At 44.6% G+C, this 17,441-nt stretch carries 13 protein-coding genes and 1 pseudogene; 3 read left to right on the top strand and 11 right to left on the bottom strand.

Going from position 1 to position 17,441, the window contains the following annotated elements; genetic code table 11:
* Positions 1–5: 5 nt before the first annotated feature.
* Positions 6–989, bottom strand: coding sequence for a tripartite tricarboxylate transporter substrate binding protein (locus tag ACBP46_RS09730; protein ID WP_371016530.1), 984 nt, complete (start codon positions 987–989; stop codon positions 6–8).
* Positions 990–1,287: 298 nt separating this feature from the next.
* Here ACBP46_RS09730 and ACBP46_RS09725 point away from each other — a divergent pair, with 298 nt between their 5' ends.
* The 3 genes from ACBP46_RS09725 (at position 1,288) to ACBP46_RS09715 (ending at position 3,856) form a co-directional block, all read left to right on the top strand.
* A complete protein-coding gene (locus ACBP46_RS09725) occupies positions 1,288–2,109 on the top strand; it encodes an alpha/beta fold hydrolase (protein WP_371016529.1) in 822 nt (273 codons plus the stop codon).
* Positions 2,110–2,139: 30 nt separating this feature from the next.
* Positions 2,140–3,171 (top strand): 2,5-dihydroxypyridine 5,6-dioxygenase, encoded by a 1,032-nt coding sequence (locus tag ACBP46_RS09720; RefSeq protein WP_371016528.1) that lies wholly within the window; start codon positions 2,140–2,142, stop codon positions 3,169–3,171.
* A gap of 61 nt (positions 3,172–3,232) precedes the next feature.
* Complete coding sequence (locus ACBP46_RS09715) at positions 3,233–3,856, top strand: N-carbamoylsarcosine amidohydrolase (protein ID WP_371016527.1); 624 nt, start codon at positions 3,233–3,235, stop codon at positions 3,854–3,856.
* Between the two features lie 159 nt (positions 3,857–4,015).
* Here ACBP46_RS09715 and ACBP46_RS09710 read toward each other — a convergent pair whose 3' ends face one another.
* From ACBP46_RS09710 to ACBP46_RS09665, 10 genes and pseudogenes are all read right to left on the bottom strand, one after another.
* Positions 4,016–4,909 (bottom strand): class I SAM-dependent methyltransferase, encoded by an 894-nt coding sequence (locus ACBP46_RS09710; protein ID WP_371016526.1) that lies wholly within the window; start codon positions 4,907–4,909, stop codon positions 4,016–4,018.
* Between the two features lie 132 nt (positions 4,910–5,041).
* Positions 5,042–5,953: pseudogene (locus ACBP46_RS09705) on the bottom strand (integrase core domain-containing protein).
* A 138-nt stretch (positions 5,954–6,091) separates the two neighbouring features.
* On the bottom strand, positions 6,092–6,925 hold the full coding sequence (locus tag ACBP46_RS09700) for a hypothetical protein (RefSeq protein ID WP_371016525.1): 834 nt from the start codon (positions 6,923–6,925) through the stop codon (positions 6,092–6,094).
* Between the two features lie 2 nt (positions 6,926–6,927).
* Positions 6,928–7,758 (bottom strand): glycosyltransferase, encoded by an 831-nt coding sequence (locus ACBP46_RS09695; protein WP_371016524.1) that lies wholly within the window; start codon positions 7,756–7,758, stop codon positions 6,928–6,930.
* A 21-nt stretch (positions 7,759–7,779) separates the two neighbouring features.
* On the bottom strand, positions 7,780–11,112 hold the full coding sequence (locus ACBP46_RS09690; RefSeq protein ID WP_371016523.1) for a glycosyltransferase: 3,333 nt from the start codon (positions 11,110–11,112) through the stop codon (positions 7,780–7,782).
* 32 nt (positions 11,113–11,144) lie between these two features.
* The gene (gene wecC, locus ACBP46_RS09685) at positions 11,145–12,473 is read right to left on the bottom strand and encodes a UDP-N-acetyl-D-mannosamine dehydrogenase (RefSeq protein ID WP_371016522.1); all 1,329 of its coding nucleotides are present in this window, start codon (positions 12,471–12,473) and stop codon (positions 11,145–11,147) included.
* 11 nt (positions 12,474–12,484) lie between these two features.
* Positions 12,485–13,612 (bottom strand): non-hydrolyzing UDP-N-acetylglucosamine 2-epimerase, encoded by a 1,128-nt coding sequence (wecB, locus tag ACBP46_RS09680; RefSeq protein WP_371016521.1) that lies wholly within the window; start codon positions 13,610–13,612, stop codon positions 12,485–12,487.
* A 6-nt stretch (positions 13,613–13,618) separates the two neighbouring features.
* Positions 13,619–13,900 carry a hypothetical protein gene (locus ACBP46_RS09675; RefSeq protein ID WP_371016520.1) on the bottom strand — a complete coding sequence of 94 codons (282 nt, stop codon included), beginning with the start codon at positions 13,898–13,900 and terminating at the stop codon, positions 13,619–13,621.
* A gap of 23 nt (positions 13,901–13,923) precedes the next feature.
* Positions 13,924–16,506, bottom strand: coding sequence for a hypothetical protein (locus ACBP46_RS09670; protein ID WP_371016519.1), 2,583 nt, complete (start codon positions 16,504–16,506; stop codon positions 13,924–13,926).
* Complete coding sequence (locus tag ACBP46_RS09665) at positions 16,493–17,440, bottom strand: hypothetical protein (protein ID WP_371016518.1); 948 nt, start codon at positions 17,438–17,440, stop codon at positions 16,493–16,495. The genes ACBP46_RS09670 and ACBP46_RS09665 overlap by 14 nt, the downstream gene beginning before the upstream one ends.
* Position 17,441: the final 1 nt, after the last annotated feature.

Genomic DNA, 17,441 nt, shown 5'->3' with positions numbered 1-17,441 from the left:
ATGAATTATTTTGTAGCCTTTAGACCGAGTCGATCTATGAGTGCCTCATAACGAGGATTCCAATCAGCCAAAATAGCTTCTAGTTCTTGAGAGTCTTTAAAATCAGGCACAATAAAAAACTTACTTAATTGCTCTTTCAAGCTTTCATCCTGAAAAGCTTTTGCCAAAGCGGTTTCCCAAGCTTGGACTGCCTCTTTAGGTGCATCAGCAGAAATAAAAATAGCACCGGCTAAGTCACCGTCCTCAAAATCCACCCCTTGCTCGGCAAAAGTCGGAATGGCTTTGTGCAAATCATCTGCTTTCATTTGTGACACCGCAATAGGGCGTAATTTGCCAGCCTCGATTTGTTGACTGACGGCAATTAAAGGCATCATGACCGCATCGATTTCTTCATTTAATAAAGCAGTCACTGCGCTCGCATCCCCCTCGTAAGGTACGTGGCGTACTTTGGCTCCGGTCATCTCTGCAAACGCGGCGGTAGAAATGTGATCGCCTGAACCATGCCCGGCATGACCGAACGTCAGCGGCTTGTCTTTAGACGCCTTAATAAAATCATCCAGCGTCTGAATGTCAGAAGAAGCATTTACGGTCAACACCACAGGGGATGAATACAGTAAGGCCACCGGTTGGTACTTCTCGAGCTCAAACGCGGGGATACGCGCCCACTGAGAAATCAAATGACTAGTCGACAACACGCCAACGCTATAGCCTTTTTTATCCCGTAATAAACTACGCGCACCAATAATGCCGCCAGCGCCTGGTTTGTTTTCTACCACCACAGGCACATCGAACTCCTTGGCTAAATACGGTGCCCAGATACGAGTGGCTGCGTCAGTTCTGCCCCCGGGCGCCCACGTCACCACCAGCATGACCTCGCGGTCAGGGAAAGATACAGCCGGTGCAGCCGCAACCACCGCCGGCGCCCCAGCCATAAAAAGACTAGAACAGAACATCGCTGTCGTAGCAGCAATCTTAGAAAAAAAACGCATGAAAAGTCTCCTGAAGAAGTTTTATAAGTATCAACTTTTTATATTTAAAACGTATGCAGCAGCTAGACGACTCGGCAAGCCATCTGAAATTTATTATATGAACAAACAATTAAATAGTGCAAAGCCAAATAGAAAAAAAAGGGAAAACCCTCATATTCCCTCACTTTGCAGCAGAATCCCGCCTCGTGCGCTTGCGTTCATACTGAACGATGCTATTATTAAAAGACCGTTCAAATAATAAATTACCCACAGCTTGAACGTTCCCTTCACCTTCCCTTTAGGAGACAACACTTTGACAATGACGCACTACGGCGCGAATGTTCATGCGAACGGCATTCGCCAGCACTACCTCTATTTCGGCATGGATCAGGCTAAGGCCACCACAACCCAAAACCTCATCATTATTCCTGGCATCACTAGCCCTGCCATCACTTGGGGTTTTGTAGGAACGCAACTGGGACGCCATTTCAACACCTATATCGTAGATGTCCGCGGGCGCGGCCTTTCTGAACAATCAGAGCAATTGGATTATGGGGTAGACGCCCAAGCAAAAGATGTGATTGACTTCACCGCGCAGCTAGGACTAAAAAATTTCATTCTATTAGGGCACTCTATGGGCGCACGCATAGCGGCGCGAGCAGCTCGCCAACAGCTTTCCGGCCTAGACCGCCTTATCCTCGTGGACCCGCCAGTGTCTGGCCCCGACCGACGCCCTTACCCTGCCAATCTCTCTTGGTACGTAGACTCCATGAAAGCCGCCCGCAAAGGCTGCAGCGCAGAGGATATGCGTGCCTACTGCCCAAGCTGGACCGATGAACAGCTGGCATTACGTGCCGAATGGTTACACACCTGCGATGAACGCGCGGTGATAGAGAGTTTTAACGACTTTCATAGCGACGATTTCCACTCTGACTTACCGTTTCTACACATTCCCACATTATTAATGCGTGCGGAACACGGCGATGTGATTCGCGATGAAGACGTACAGGAAATCACCTCGCTTGCCCCATCTATTACGGCTGTTTGCGTAGCTAACGCTGGGCACATGATTCCATGGGACAACGAAGCCGGCTTTTATGCCGCATTGGGCGAGTTTCTACAAGTCGATTTCACTTCCTAAATGTTTTAATTCGCTGTTAAGGAGCCACATATGGCAGTAAGCAACCACCAACTGTTAGACGCATGGCTGCAAGTCCTGCACCTTTCCGAATTAAAGAAAGGCCAAACCGTCACCGTCTTGACTAACTCGACCAGCCACCCCCAAACCGTGGAAATGGCACTTATGGCAGCCCACTCGCTTGGTGCCATAGTGAATAAATTGGAACTACCGCACGTTAATGCAGAGAAATCGCTTAGCCGCGACCCGCTGGCCTACTTGGGTGCTACACCCTTAGCCAACAACCCAGCAGCCATTGCCATGCTCAAAGAGAGTGACTTAGTGTTAGACCTAATGACACTCTTATTCTCTAATGAACAAGTAGAGATTTTAAAAAGCGGCACCAAAATTCTACTGGCGATTGAACCCCCTGAAATTCTTGTACGTACCGTACCTACTAAGGCGGATCGAGAACGGGTCAAACGGCATGCAGCCCGCTTAACTGGCGCCAAAACAATGACAGTCACCTCTAAAGCGGGCACAAACATGCGCTTCCCATTAGGCGAATTCCCCGTAGTCAGCGAGTATGGATTTGTCGATGAACCCGGCCGTTGGGATCATTGGCCCAGTGGCTTTCTCTTTACCTTCCCTAACGAAGGGGGCAGCACAGGTACGATTGTCATCGACGAAGGGGATATTCTGCTGCCTCAGAAATCCTACGCTAAGGAAAAAATCATCCTCACCGTCGAAAATGGCTATGCCACCAAAATAGAAGGCGGCATTGATGCCCAACTACTGGCTGAATACATGAGCACCTTTAACGACCCCGAAGGCTATGCCATTTCTCATATTGGATGGGGCTTACAACCACGTTGTCACTGGTCTACCCTAAGCCTATACGATCGCGAGCAAACCATTGGCATGGATGCCCGAGCCTACGAAGGCAACTTCCTGTTTTCACTAGGCCCAAATAACGAAGCTGGCGGCAGCCGCACCACAGCTTGTCACATTGATATTCCTTTACGCCATTGCACCGTTTCCTTAGATGGAAACGAAGTGGTGCGCGAAGGAAAAATCCTGGATTAAAAAAACACGAACCAACGGCTCTTTTCTGATTCATTTTATTTTTACAACGGAATCCCTCGATATGAGTGAGACAAGTATTTACTCTTTACAAGGCTTTGGTGGAAAACTGGACCCCCTACCCCCGTACGGCTTGGTCATTATTGATTTTGTGAATGGTTTTGCGGACCCCAACACCTTTGGAGGCGGCAACATAGCCCAAGCCATTACGAACACCGTGCCTTTGTTAGCATTTGCACGACAACACAACTGGCCCATTGCCCATACACGCATTGTGTTTGCAGACGATGGCGCTGATACTAATGTCTTCAGCCTAAAAGTCCCCACTATGCTGGGACTAAGAGAAGACAACCCCAACAGCCATATTGTCCCAGAACTAGCACCCAAACCGGGGGAGTTAGTGGTAAGAAAAACCGTACCCTCTGCGTTTTTTGGTACCTCGCTGGCGGCTTGGCTAACCCAACGAGGCGTCAAAACCCTACTCGTAGCCGGCGCCGTCACAAGCGGTTGTATCCGCGCTAGCGTTGTGGATGCCATGCAGCTAGGCTTTCGTCCCTTTGTGATCTCGGATTGCGTAGGAGACCGCGCTCTGGCCCCTCATGAAGCTAACTTATTTGATATGAAAGAAAAATATGCCACGGTGATAAGTAGGGATGAGGTGATAGAGAAGATCAAAATGGACCGCTAAAGGGGGAAATGCTTCTCCTGCTTTTATCTACCTCTTCTAATTAAAAAAGCCCATAACTGCGTAAAAGTTAATTTGCGCGGTTATGGGTCGTTTTAATTTATAGCACTAGAAATCGTTATGCTTTTTCCTATACGCTAAGGTTATTTATAAACATAAACCTCAGCCTGTACCCTCATCATCAGATAAAGAAAAGTCAAATCCTAAAGCTCGCTCAGGATTAATTCCTTTTTCATAATCCGCAACTTTCTGCTCTTGAATTGAAGGCAAAGCAACAAGGGAAGATCCTGAGCGTGTCAAACGCCCTAAACCTTTCTCTAATGGAAAATACTCCAAATTAAACCCATATTCTTTAGCCCAATGCTCACAAATATCTTTTTCTTCCTGGCGAACTGTATCGTCCATCCAGACCTCAGCATCAGCAGATAATTGATTAGCTAGTGCTGGCAAAGCTGGATAACGGCTGTATAGGCAAGTTGCTCCTGGCGGCCCATCTACCCACAATAAATCAATGTGCTCTAGATCTTCTAATAACGAAATTGGATACCAGTTTGACGGTTTTTCAGCATCTGTAGGATTCAAGTGCTCACCATCCCATTTCTCTAAGTCTCCGATCCGTAAATCTACCCAAGCTTCTAAACCTTCTGCTTGCAATGTTAAATTTGTTTGTGCTCCATAGTGCTTACTATGTTCGATAGAAATCAATTTACCCGAACCGATCTGACTCAGCGCATCGGCAATCACTAGAGTTGAGGCCCCGCTCCCAAATTCAACAATAAGTTGTGGCCGTATAGCCATAATATGCACATGCAAACGTAACAACACATCGGGAGAACTTGCCCACCCTCTTAAAGGTGGTAATTGCCCCTTAATAATCAAACGACGCTGCAGCCAAGACAAACTTTCTAGTTGTGCATATAGACGATTTTGTACAGTAATTAAATCACGAGTAAGTTTGTTAAGGTTATCCTTGCTTGTTTGTGCGATGTTCTTTTCAATATTTTTTAACTTCACAACTATATTCTCTACTACATTTTCATTGTTATTTTTTTCCATAGATAGTATTGACTCCATGATAAGAGGCGATTAGGACTCAACCTTCAAACTGATCGCTTTTAATTGGGTGGTTTGGTAACCGCATTTTTAGCAGTGTTTCAAAGTAGGATGAATGAGTAGATACTGATGTAATCATTGTTTGGAAGTGAGGCCACCCAACGCCAGATTGGGTCGTTCGCTGTTATAGCTCCAGAGCCAAGCAGTGGCTCCTTGCTGCACTTCTTCTAGGTTTTCGAAGAGGTTCTGGGCTAGCCAATCATAACGAACCGTTCGATTATAGCGTTGGACGTAGGCGTTCTGTTGCGGCTTTCTTGGTTGGGTGTGGATTAAAGTGATCTGGCATTGCGTTGCTCATTCAAGTAGCGTTCTACCGATATATTCTGGGCCGCTGTGGCGACTCCGAACTTCGTTTCACAACGTAAGTTGTTGGGTTTTCCGCACCATTCAATGATTTGATGCAGAACTCGTGCCACTCGTTCGGCAGATAAAGAGAAGTCCACCTCGATAGCTAAGCCCTCACAATTAAAGTCATCCACGACGTTCAATAACCGGATAATTTGACCATCCGCCAGCTGATCATGCATAAAATTCATCGACCAGACTTGGTTAATGTCAGTCACCGCGCCTAAAGACTCAGGACGCTCACGTACTAAACGCTTTTTCGGTTTGATGCGCAGATTGAGTTCAAGTTGCCGATACATTCGATACATCTATTTGTAATTCCAGGTAAATCCTTTAATACTACGTAGATAGGCGAAGCATAAGCCGATGCCCCAGTTGCGCTGGGCTGTGGTTAATCGAATTAACCAGTCTGCTATAACTTCGTTTTCTTGAGAAGTTGATTTTCCAGCTCCAGCTCTTTGAAACTAGCCATTATGAACGCGTCCATGCCGCCGTATTTTGCTCGCATTTATAAAACGTGGCACGGCTCACGCCGTGCTCAAGGCACAGCTTTAGAATCGGCGTACTGGCTTAAGGTTGCTTCAAAATAGTCCTGATTTGGCTGTCGGTGTAACGGGATTTTTCATTGAGTTTCTTTTTCAAAAAACTCCACTTTAAAGCACTACAGTTTAGTGGGAGATTACCAATACGCATAGTTCTCTAACTCTTTAAATTGAAATAAATTATTTTATAGTGTCTTAATAAAACCATTTATAATTAAGACCCTTCGAAAAAACATTGTTAAAATGAATAAGTATTTTTTAAAAATCCCTCATATACACTAAAAAACCCTTTGCCATTAAATATACTCTCAATTATTTCAATTTCATAATCTCTATGCAAAGGGCTATGTCCAGACTTAGCATCATCATAAACAACCGCCTGCAGTTCTCCACCTCTTATTATTTTACAATTTTTTATATATGGACTGAAGAACCGATCATAATGAAATTTATCACTTATATTCTGAGCATAAAAAACTTTTGAGTTAATTAAACTGTTTTCAATACTTAGCCTTTCATAGTACTTATTTTTAATGCTCTGTAAGCTTTCACCTTCATAGCAAATCCCCATCATTTTTTGTACATGCTTTTCAAAATAACCAAAAACATTAGTTTGAATATTTCCCAAGAAAACATTACAGCCTTGAATTTTATCTGCTGTTTTAATTGCTGGGATACCCCCAGCAGATGTTGCGAAAAGTAAAACATTTTCGGAATTAATGCCCATGAGATTAGTTAAATTTCTTATCAGATCAGAGCAAGTATTGGCATAAAAATTTTCAGTGTTACCTTGAAACCAGCCTATACTAAAATTTTCGTCATCACTCAAAAAAAGAGTCGGATCAAATAAAGATAAGCAATTATATGGAAGAAATTTAAAATAAGAAGATCTTTGGAAAGATGGCATCAATTTTTTTTTATCAAATGCTCCTGGATAAAAAACCACTAGTTTATCTGAAAATTTTGTAAACTTATAATCGATAGGAAAAAGTATATTTTCATGAAAAACTCCAGCTTTTCCTGATTCACTTTTTTTTTCAAAAAAATTTGAAATAGATGGAAAAAAATTCATAATTATTTTTTATTAAGAAAGGAGAAATATGGCTGAACATCTTTTTTATCTAAAGCTTTCTTATCCTTAACCTGCTTCAATAGTGACTGTTGAAGTGTATCCTGTCCCTCATAGATAGTTCTTATATAAGCTGGTCGTCTTCCATCAACAATAACTGGAACTTTTCTATCTATAAAGGAATGATTACCCAAGTCATAAATTGAAACATGATTTTTGAAAAATTTTTTTTCTTCGTAATTATAGTAATTAATGAACCCTAACCCTATTGCTAAGTTCATTACACGTAGAGGATAAAACTCAATAAAATCATTTTCATTAGTATCATATTTAGCAGAAAACCCCTCATTAAATGATAAGGCAAACCCTTTATTACTTTCTTCCATATATGACATCACGCGATATAAAAAATCATCAGATAATGCATCGTCATCGTCTAGTCTAAGAGTTACATACAAAGAATCTTTTTCTAAAGACATTAAGTCTTCTTTAACAAAACTACTATAATCTTTAATATTACAATCATCTCCTAAGTAGCTTACAAAAAGCCAATCATATTTATTTTCTAACTCTTTTAGCTTTTCCTTATGGCTGACGGGTAAATCTTTCGAAGTTAACACAACCAACTTTAAATTTTTATAATCAAAGTTTTTTTGACTTAAAATACTTTTTATAGTTATATTTACAAACAAATTAAAGCGTGCATTAAGTCTAGCTTCATTTAATATTAAATTTTTATAATCAATATAATTTACTTTACTGCCCGCTCTCCATCCGCCCTGGATACTTTTAGAGACCACACTATATCTCACTATTATATATATTTTCTTATTCAAAACTCACCTCAAAAAACTATTTTAATTGAAAAGATTTTTATAAATATTATAAACCAGCTTAGAAGAATGCTTCCAATCTCTATTACTTTTCACCCACAACCTTCCATATTTAGCAATTTCATTTCTTTTATCTTTATTTTTTATTAATTCTAATATGCTCTCTTTTAAAGAAATAATGCTTCCTTTAGTAAAAACTAAACCTGTAACCTCATTTTGAATAATCTCTGTGAGTGCTGCGCAGCTTGAAACTATTACTGCTTTTTGTGACGCCATAGCCTCAAAAGGTTTCAAAGGGGACACTGTCTCACACACCAAATAAGGCTTCCTTGGAAAAGGTGTTATATCAACTAATGAATAGTAACGTTGGACCATCTCATGAGGAATACGGCCAGTAATAATTACATGACTTTGTAAATCTAAATTGATCACTTGTTGCTTAAGCTCATCAAGCACGGCTCCGTCACCAACTAGCAAAAATTTAAAGTTGGTAATACCATCTTGAATAAGTAGGGCCAGTGCCTCCATTAGATCATCTAGGCCTTCGTAATTGACGATTGAACCGATATAACCGATAACAGTATCTTTATCACTTATACCTAGCTCATTCGCCAGCTTTTGGTCTTTTTCGAGTGGAGAGAATAAGTCTGTATGCACGCAGTTCGGGGCGACCGTAATTTTAGAGGCATCTACGCCGCGGGATATCATCAAGTCTTTCAGTGCTTCTGTAATGGTAATGACGGCATCGGCGGCATTGCAAGCTTCAGCTTCCATTTTAGCCATAAAGCGGAACTGGTCTGTTTCATCCCAGCCCTCTTGACGTGACAGCCTTGTAATTTCCCAAAGTCCGCGCACTTCATAAACAGACTTAATTCCGAGCCGGCGCGCAGCCAGACTTGCGGCTAGCCCATTTGGAAAGTTCGCTGCAGCGTGTATGATACTTGCGTTCTTTTCTATCGCTAAGGCTTCAACTTCTTTTGCATAAGCCTCAACATACTCTGTCATGGTTAAGCTGGAGCGACGAATATTTTGGTCTAGAGCGAAATACTCAATTCCATCAACCACATCGACTTTTGGAATGTTCTTTGGCAAAGGTTTGCTGATGTGCTTCGCATGGTCGGATGGATATCCAGGCCGGGATACCCCGTGCATTTTGAAATTGCTGTTCTTCACAATCCCTGTTAAAAGACCATGTGTACGTGTTGCATAGCCACCTGAATTATAGGGCAGTCGGTTATGGAGTAAATAAAGGACATTGCCAGTAGGTGCATAGATCGGAGCTGATCGCTTCTGCGGCATAGGCATGCCATTCTCTAACAGGCTTAGCTCATCCTCAACTCTCCGAGCTGAGTTTTTCCCATTCTTCAGATTGGTACTTACGTCCCATTCATTCAAAAGCTGCTTGGTTTCATACATTCGACCTTGAAACACCAAGTGCTGCCGAGCCATTTCAAACAAGACTGGGTCATTCGTGAGGTACCAAAGATACCAAAAAGCATCAGCAACCAACTTTTTAGTCATGGGCAGCGTTTCTATAACCTTAATCACTGCAGTCACATATGAAACGTTGAATCCTAATCTCTTTAAAAACTGACCAACTTCCTCAGGAGAGTCGCACTCTGTCGGAGTTATGAGCACCTTCTTAATCTCATTTTCTAGGCTCCCTGTGTAGAAGCTAAATAAAGACTCACCAGCCATTGAAACCTTTGCTCCACGCCGGAACCCCAGTCGCACTACACATTGCGAGGCCGCCTCAGGCACCTCAAGCGTCAGCGTATACTTTGAACCGCCCGAATTTGCAGAGAGATACTTATACCTTCCGTATTGAGCTGAACGACTATAGTTGAATAAACGGTGGCTTTCTGACTCTACCAGACCGCCCTCAGAGTCTTTAAACTCTATACCCGCGATAACCTGATTGTGGGCATAAGACAACTCAGACACCACCTCGAACTCAACAACCAAACGCTGCCCTGCCACAGGGAACGTATATGTGGTCATCCCATTGATTTTCTCTTTTCTTATCTCACTCTCATTAATTTTTTTAATAATATCAGCTTGGGGTTCGTTCACCGCACTCTTTTGATTCGCCTCCTTTTTCAGTGTCTTCACTATCAGCTCGCTATGCGCGGAGAACAGCAGATCGGTACTCGGCTTAGCTATCGATAGCGTCGATAAGCTCTGAAGTGTCGTAGCCAGGCTTTTGACGCTACCGGTTTCAAAGCTCACCACGCTGTCGTACTTGTCTGCATACTCGGCCAGTGGCGCCACATCCGAGGTCACTAACCGCTTCCTATAAGCCAAGGCCTCAGCGGCCTTCATGGGGGGCACTAACTCACAAACCAGCAGCTTTTTGCGAGGGATGACTACCGTATCCAACAGTGCATAATAGTCCGCAACCTGGGCATGCGGTACCCGCCCGACCTGAATCAACCAAGGTGGAGGTTCCTTCAAGCCGATATTGGCTATGCTGTCCGCTGAAGCACCGCTCGCGTTTTTCAATGTCAGGGGCTGGCTATCCCCCACCAGTAGCAGCTTGAGTTTTTCGCCGTTTTGCACCAGTTCGGTGCAGGCATCAAGCAGTAGATCCAGACCTTCATAGGCGCTGAGGCTACCCACATAGCCAATCACTTTATCCCCAGCATTAATGCCAAGTTTTCGTTGCAACTCAGGGTCTGCTGGTTTTATTTCGGGTAGTTCACTCACACCGTTGGGCACTAGCTGTATTTTGTTTGTCTCTACGCCTCTGCGCACCAACTCATCTTTCATGGGTTGGTTTAAAGTAAAGACGTGTACTGCCTGCTGCGCTACAAAGGTATCTCGCTCTTGTTCTTTTTTAAATGCCGCTGTGTTCGCGTAACCAGGCTCTCGCGCATCTTTAGATAACTCCCAAAATCCGCGCACCTCATTATAAAAAGGCAAGCCTAAACGTTGTGCTGCTACCCACGCGGGTAAACCCACTTTGTAATTTGAAGCGGCAATCACCACTTCGGGTCTGTACACCTTGAACAGCTCTATATAGCGTTGAACGTCGTTCTCTAGTTCAGCTATCTCGTCACGGCTGTCCGCAGTTTGGCGCGTATGGATATAACGCACTCCTTTTACTTTTACCTCTGCCGCTATCTGAATGGAACGTGTCTTGTCTACGCTCCACGGCCTACCTGGGCGTACAAAACACAAGGTCTCGAAACCGTGTTCATTTAACGCCTGCGCAATGCCTTGAGTGCGTACTGCATAGCCATTGCTGGCATAGCTTTGCCCATGGCTAACCACATAGGCAATACGTTTAGGAATAGATAAAAAAGGCGCGCAAGACTGCTTTGCAAGGTCTTGCGCGTGTAAAAGAAGAGAATCCATACAACGCCTACTTAAAACACCACAAAATTCACTTAGGCCACTAGCTCTAAGCTATCGCTCTTTGCCCCTGAGGGTAATGCTTCTAATAGCCCTACCGCATCAATTACCGCAGAGGTTTTTAACGCTTGCAAGTTTAGCTGCGTCATAAATACACTGTGTTTGACTAGCACGCAAACCACATCGGCATTTGCCACGGCTGTCTCTGTGGTACTTAAGTGAATAGACGCTGCACTTAAGCTAGTTGGCAACTGCTCAATATTTGGTTCGACCACATGAACCTCACACCCTAACTGAGCAATTTGCTCTACGATATGTAAGGCTGGGCTTTCACGTAAATCATCAATATCTGGTTTAAACGCAATGCCTAAACACGCCACTTTAATATCTTTGCGGGCTTTTTCAGGGTGTTGGGTGTGGGCTTTTTCTAGTTCTTCTTTTACCCGACCTAATAACCACTGCGGTTTGCTGTCATTCACTTGACGTGCAGTACGGATTAGTTTGGCATGCTCGGGGCAGGCATCCACAATAAACCATGGGTCTACTGCAATACAATGCCCCCCGACGCCAGCGCCCGGCTGAAGAATGTCAACACGTGGGTGACGGTTTGCTAAGGAAATTAATTCCCACACGTTAATGTCTAGCTCGTGGCATATCAAAGATAACTCATTCGCAAACGCGATATTGACATCTCTGAAGCTATTTTCTGTTAGTTTGGCTAGCTCTGCTGTGCGCGCGGTGGTGCTAATGCACTCACCCTCTACCACGACTTTGTAGAGTTCGCAGGCTAGCTGTGCACATTTGGCTGTCATACCGCCAATCACGCGATCATTTTCTACTAGCTCGCGTACGACTTGGCCGGGCAACACGCGCTCTGGGCAATGCGCAATACGAATATCAGAGTCTTCACCATGCGTTTGGGGAAAGGTTAAATCTGGACGGGCTTCGGCTAGCCATTGCGCCATTTTTTCTGTCGCACCAACTGGTACCGTGGACTCGAGCACAACCAAATTGCCCGGTTGCAGTACCGCTGCTAAGGCTTTACTGGCGGCTTCAATATACTTTAAATCGGCAGTATGGCTTTGATCGGTTTCGTTATAAATAAAGGGGCTAGGCACTGCCATTAAAAACGCATCGGCAGGCTCTGGCTGCGTAACTGCTTTTAAATAGCCATCCGTAACAGCTGCCTGCACCAATTCCTCTAGGTGAGGCTCAACGATGTGGATTTTGCCCTGATTAATAGTGTCTACAGCGTGTTGGCTGACGTCAACCCCAATAATTTTTTTCATGCGTGACGCAAACACGGCGGCGGTAGGCAAGCCAATATAGCCTAACCCAATAACGGAAATGGTTTCAAAACTCATAACTTTTACTCTTACAAAATAGAATTATCGATTAAAAAATCACGAATACGCTGACATGCCAAGCCATCCCCATACGGGTTATGGGCTTGACTCATGCGCTCGTAAGCGGTGCTGTCCGTTAACAATCGCGTTAATTCTTGTGTTATTTGGTCTATATGGGTTCCTACTAATTTAACAGTCCCCGCTTCCACTGCCTCTGGGCGCTCGGTGGTGTCGCGCATCACCAAGACAGGTTTGCCTAACGAGGGGGCTTCCTCTTGGATACCACCCGAGTCTGTTAAAATAATGTGAGCCTTGTTCATCAAATACACAAAGGGCAAGTAGTCCTGTGGCTCAATTAAATGAATACTAGGACTTTGTCGTAAAAGCCGATTGACTGGCTCTTGGACATTGGGGTTCAGGTGCACCGGGTACACAATTTGCACTTCAGGGTGCTGCTCGGCTGTCTGAACCAGGGCCTGACAAATGCGCTCGAAACCGCCCCCAAAGCTTTCACGGCGGTGGCCCGTGACCAAAATCAGCTTTTTAGTGCTATCTAAAAAGTCGAAGCGCTGTGCTAACTCCGCCACCAAGTCCGTGTCATTTTCTATTTTTTCTTTTACCTGCAGCAAGGCATCAATGACGGTGTTGCCCGTGACCACAATGGTGTTGTCTTTTACGCCTTCCGCCAAAAGGTTTTGGCGCGATGCAGAGGTGGGCGCAAAGTGCAACGTGGTGATAGCACCTGTTAAACAGCGGTTGCCCTCTTCGGGCCACGGCGAATACATATTGCCTGTGCGTAACCCAGCCTCAATATGACCCACTGGAATTTGCTGATAATAGGCCGCCAATGCCGTCGCAAAGGTAGTCGCCGTATCACCATGCACCAAAACCATATCTGGCTTGAACTCGGCCAAAACTGTTTTTAAACCTTGCAAAATACCTGTGGTGATATCACTAAGGTCCTGACCGGGTTTCATGATATTTAGGTCATAATCAGGCTGTAGATTAAACAGCTGTAAAACCTGATCTAGCATTTCGCGGTGCTGAGCAGTAACACAAACCTTTGCCTCAAAGCGTGTGTCATCAGCTAATTGTAAAGCGAGGGGAGCCATTTTAATGGCCTCGGGGCGGGTGCCAAACACCGTTAAAACTTTCATTACGACTTACCTTTTATCTATTAATTGATACTCAAGCTCTTGGCAACGTGTGTAGTAGTGCTCTAGTAGCGCCTGAGTCTGTGCTAACTGAACGGCTTCAGGTGAATGGACTACAGAGGCCACCTGCGTTTTGCCTAAGCGCAATTCACACAACTGGACGTTTTTAGCAAACAAGTGCGCCCCATAGCGGTCTGCAGCCTGTTGATAGCAGGCTTTTGCTTGCGCGTAGTCGCCGGCTTTAAAGTGCGCCATGGCTTGTTGCACAATAGAATCGTTATTCCTAGTCATTGTGTTTTACCTTATCCCTATTGCTAGGGTGTTACTGTGATCCAAAGAGCACCTTTATCTGCCTCTAGCTCTTTTTCCTGCCATTGCAGACCCCGCTCTGCACTAAGTTCACGCCAATGTTGCACCACTTGTTGCTCGCCATCGCGCAAGCTATCATCCAACATAATATCCAGATGCTTTGAGGAAAAATACTGCAGCACCTGCGCCAAGGCAGGTGCGCGCACTATAGGATCTGATTTAGGGCTAAATGGGCCATCGACCAAAACCAAAATACGCGCGGCGCGGCCCTCGTATAATTGGGCTACACGTGCTAATTGGTTTTCGCAGTCATAAAACAATGCCGTATGCGCTGCGTCGTGGGTAAAGCGGGATGGCACCAACGGCGCTAAGACCAGTTCGACTACCCCGCTTAACCCCTGCGAAGCCAAAAGCTGTTTCGTTTGCTGGAAATGGTTTTTATCTTGTTCAAAACTGAGAATACGACGCGGTAGCTCGTAATTTTCTAAGCCTCGTGCTTGGTGCATCGCCTGACGCCCTGTTTTAGCTACAGGTGTATCCACGTCTTGGTAGTTTAATTGCAGCTCTTCTGCATACCCATTGTTATGGCGCTGCATTTGCTGGCTGATGACTTTTGCCATTAATGCCGTTGACGTGCCACTGCCGAACTCAATAATTAAGTCATAGCTATGTTGCTCTAGGGCCTGCACCAAATGACTCGCCACATCCGCACCAATCGCCCACCCCCCGAATGCCAAAGGCTGCTCGCCGCTTTCTAGGTAATGCTGTAAACCCAGTACTGATTGGTAGTGTTGGCGTTGCTGCACAAACGAACGGGTCACATGTTTGCCCAGTGCATTGGTGGCTTGTTGAATTTGTGCGGTTTGCTGAGCAAATAACTGATTCATGCGATCTTCAAGCTGAGCAAAGCCCACCTCGGCTGTAGTCTGAGTTTTAACTAGCAGTGCATTTTCTTGGCTTAGCTGCTGCGTTTTTTCTTGTTCTTTTTTTAGCTCTTGCTCTAACTTCATCACTTGCTTTTTACTGCTTGCGAACCATTCTTTTGTTTTTTGTAGTTGTTCTTGAGTGCTTTGTAGTTCAGCTTGTACTTTTTCTACTTCTTTGTTTTTCTTTTCAGCGTCTGCCTGTGCGCGAGTTAAATCGCTTTGCAACGCAGCAAATTGTTGCACTGCTTGCTCTTTTTGTTGGGCTAGTTCGTCGTTGGCTTTTTTTATCGCTTGAACATGAGCATCAACAGTAGCCTGCAAAGCTGCGTTTTGCTTGGCTAACTCGGCTTTATCTTTTTCTAGCTGCGCCTGCAATGTTTCTGCACTTTTTTGAGCCAATTGGGCTTGAGTGAGCTCTTCTTGCAGAGTTCCTTGCTGCACTAGCTGCTCTTTGGCCTTCTGTAGATCCTGAGCATGAGCCTGAACTGTAGCCTGCAAAGCTGAGTTTTGCTTGGCTAACTCGGTTTTTTCTTTTTCTAGCTGCGCCTGCAATGTTTCTGCACTTTTTTGAGCCAATTGGGCTTGAGTGAGCTCTTCTTGCAGAGTTCCTTGCTGCACTAGCTGCTCTTTGGCTTTCTGTAGATCCTGAGCATGAGCCTGAACGGTAGCCTGCAAAGCTGAGTTTTGCTTGGCTAACTCGGTTTTTTCTTTTTCTAGCTGCGCCCGGCGTGTTTCTGCACTTTTTTGAGCTAATTGGGTTTGAGTGAGTTCTTCTTGCAGAGTTACTTGCTGCACTAGCTGCTCTTTGGCTTTCTGTAGATCCTGAGCATGAGCCTGAACGGTAGCCTGCAAAGCTGCATTTTGCTTGGCTAACTCGGTTTTTTCTTTTTCTAGCTGCGCCTGGCGTGTTTCTGCACTTTTTTGAGCTAATTGGGTTTGAGTGAGTTCCTCTTGCAGAGCATTGACGGTGTATTCCGCGTGACTATGCTGTTCGGCTAGCTCTGTTTCTATTTGTTCGAACTGCTGCTGCAAACGCTGTAGCTCGTCTTTTAGTGGGTCGCGTTGCAGCAGCCATTCGCACCAATCGGAGTCGATGGCTTTAGTGCTCTTTAGCTCGTAGCCCGCGTCCTCGAGTCTTTTTACTAGTTGGGATGCTGGCTCTGCCCCTTCGTAGAGGGGCTCTATACTGGCTTTAAGGCTAATACTTAGGAAACGTTCGAGTTGATCACTTTGCAACAAGGCATCAACCAAATCGGCCTCTTCGCCAGCGGCCGCAATAATCAAATGCGCTTTTTGCTCTGGGCTAGGCCCATAATGGTTGACTATCTGCGCTAAGCGGCATGTGACGACTGTATAGCGCTGAGCCAACTGCAAGCCTGGAAAGATCTGTTTCAAACCGGTAGGCTGACGCAGACTGGCCAAACCGGAAATAGTGTAATCGTACAACTCGGAAAGCTCTGCCCTTTCCGTTATGGCACTTTCTACTACTTTTACTTGAGGAAACTTTCGGCTACGTAGCCGTAACTGGTTTGCAAGAACGGGATGTGGTTCTATTAATACGATTGACTCAAAACCTTGGTTAACCCAATTTTCTAATTCCGTCGCCTGACCGGCACCTATATGTATAAGAGTAGAAATACCTGAGAGTTTAGACGACATCATTCTTAATTGCGCTATTTAAAATATACTGACTATTTATTACGGTTTCCTGCGCCTTTTTTAACATTTCCTGACGCATTTTTTCATTTTCAATTAATTCTATTATGCTTTTCACCCATATTTCTTTATCCATGGGTAATAAATAACCATTTAATTGGTGTTTAATAATAGAACTATATACAAAATGGTTTGTATAAATCCCTACTGCACCAGCATGAGTGATATCAAAGACCTTGGTGACCGAACGCGCTTGGTTAAAGGGCGTATCGAGTAATGGGGCCAACCCAATACACCGATTGGAAGAGCTAATTAAAGAGCGATAACTATACCATGACATAGGGTGCAATACGTGAACTCGGTCTGTATTTTTAAAGAGTTTTCGTATTTTTTTTGCACCAATTATTTCGAAATTTAAATTAGGTTTTAGTTTCAATACGTGCTCTATCACAGGTACTAGCCATTGAATTTCGGCCTCATGCGAGGCAGAACCATGGTAGAAAATAGTGTAGTGTTCTGTGGTATTTGTATAGGGACTTTGGGGGGGCAAATAGGTGGGATTCCAATCGTGATATTTTTGCATTAACCATGGAGTGGACACCCATAGTTGCGCCTCTACGGTTTTTAGCCACTTGGTGTGTCTGGCGGCGTATTTATATAGTTTCCATTGATAACGAAACGGCAAGCCTTTATGTGTAGATGTATCCAGCACATCATCATCCATAAAAAACACGATGGCAGGCCGCTTCGTTACGGCTAAGCGTTGTAAATACCGCCGCCATTTTGAATTAATATAACGAACAAAAACCAGTGTATCGGTGGCATCAAACTCTAGCTGGCTTGGGTCTGCGACCCAAAAGATGTCGTGGTCGTGAGATCGCGCAGCAAAATAAAAGTCCAAGGTCGGATTTGGGCCAGAATGTATTAAATACGTAGGCATA

Origin of the sequence: Paenalcaligenes hominis, assembly GCF_041359055.1 — a bacterium.
GTDB classification, from domain to species: Bacteria; Pseudomonadota; Gammaproteobacteria; order Burkholderiales; family Burkholderiaceae_B; genus Paenalcaligenes; species Paenalcaligenes hominis_A.
Note: the sequence above shows the minus strand (reverse complement) of the source record. Positions and strands in the feature narration are given on the sequence as shown.

What these genes read in the sequence shown, in the direction of transcription:
- ACBP46_RS09730 (WP_371016530.1), bottom strand. Translation starts at nt 989, where the DNA reads ATGCGTTTTTTTTCTAAGATTGCTGCTACGACAGCGATGTTCTGTTCT.
- ACBP46_RS09725 (WP_371016529.1), top strand. Translation starts at nt 1,288, where the DNA reads ATGACGCACTACGGCGCGAATGTTCATGCGAACGGCATTCGCCAGCAC.
- ACBP46_RS09720 (WP_371016528.1), top strand. Translation starts at nt 2,140, where the DNA reads ATGGCAGTAAGCAACCACCAACTGTTAGACGCATGGCTGCAAGTCCTG.
- ACBP46_RS09715 (WP_371016527.1), top strand. Translation starts at nt 3,233, where the DNA reads ATGAGTGAGACAAGTATTTACTCTTTACAAGGCTTTGGTGGAAAACTG.
- ACBP46_RS09710 (WP_371016526.1), bottom strand. Translation starts at nt 4,909, where the DNA reads ATGGAAAAAAATAACAATGAAAATGTAGTAGAGAATATAGTTGTGAAG.
- ACBP46_RS09700 (WP_371016525.1), bottom strand. Translation starts at nt 6,925, where the DNA reads ATGAATTTTTTTCCATCTATTTCAAATTTTTTTGAAAAAAAAAGTGAA.
- ACBP46_RS09690 (WP_371016523.1), bottom strand. Translation starts at nt 11,112, where the DNA reads ATGGATTCTCTTCTTTTACACGCGCAAGACCTTGCAAAGCAGTCTTGC.
- wecC (WP_371016522.1), bottom strand. Translation starts at nt 12,473, where the DNA reads ATGAGTTTTGAAACCATTTCCGTTATTGGGTTAGGCTATATTGGCTTG.
- wecB (WP_371016521.1), bottom strand. Translation starts at nt 13,612, where the DNA reads ATGAAAGTTTTAACGGTGTTTGGCACCCGCCCCGAGGCCATTAAAATG.
- ACBP46_RS09675 (WP_371016520.1), bottom strand. Translation starts at nt 13,900, where the DNA reads ATGACTAGGAATAACGATTCTATTGTGCAACAAGCCATGGCGCACTTT.
- ACBP46_RS09670 (WP_371016519.1), bottom strand. Translation starts at nt 16,506, where the DNA reads ATGATGTCGTCTAAACTCTCAGGTATTTCTACTCTTATACATATAGGT.
- ACBP46_RS09665 (WP_371016518.1), bottom strand. Translation starts at nt 17,440, where the DNA reads ATGCCTACGTATTTAATACATTCTGGCCCAAATCCGACCTTGGACTTT.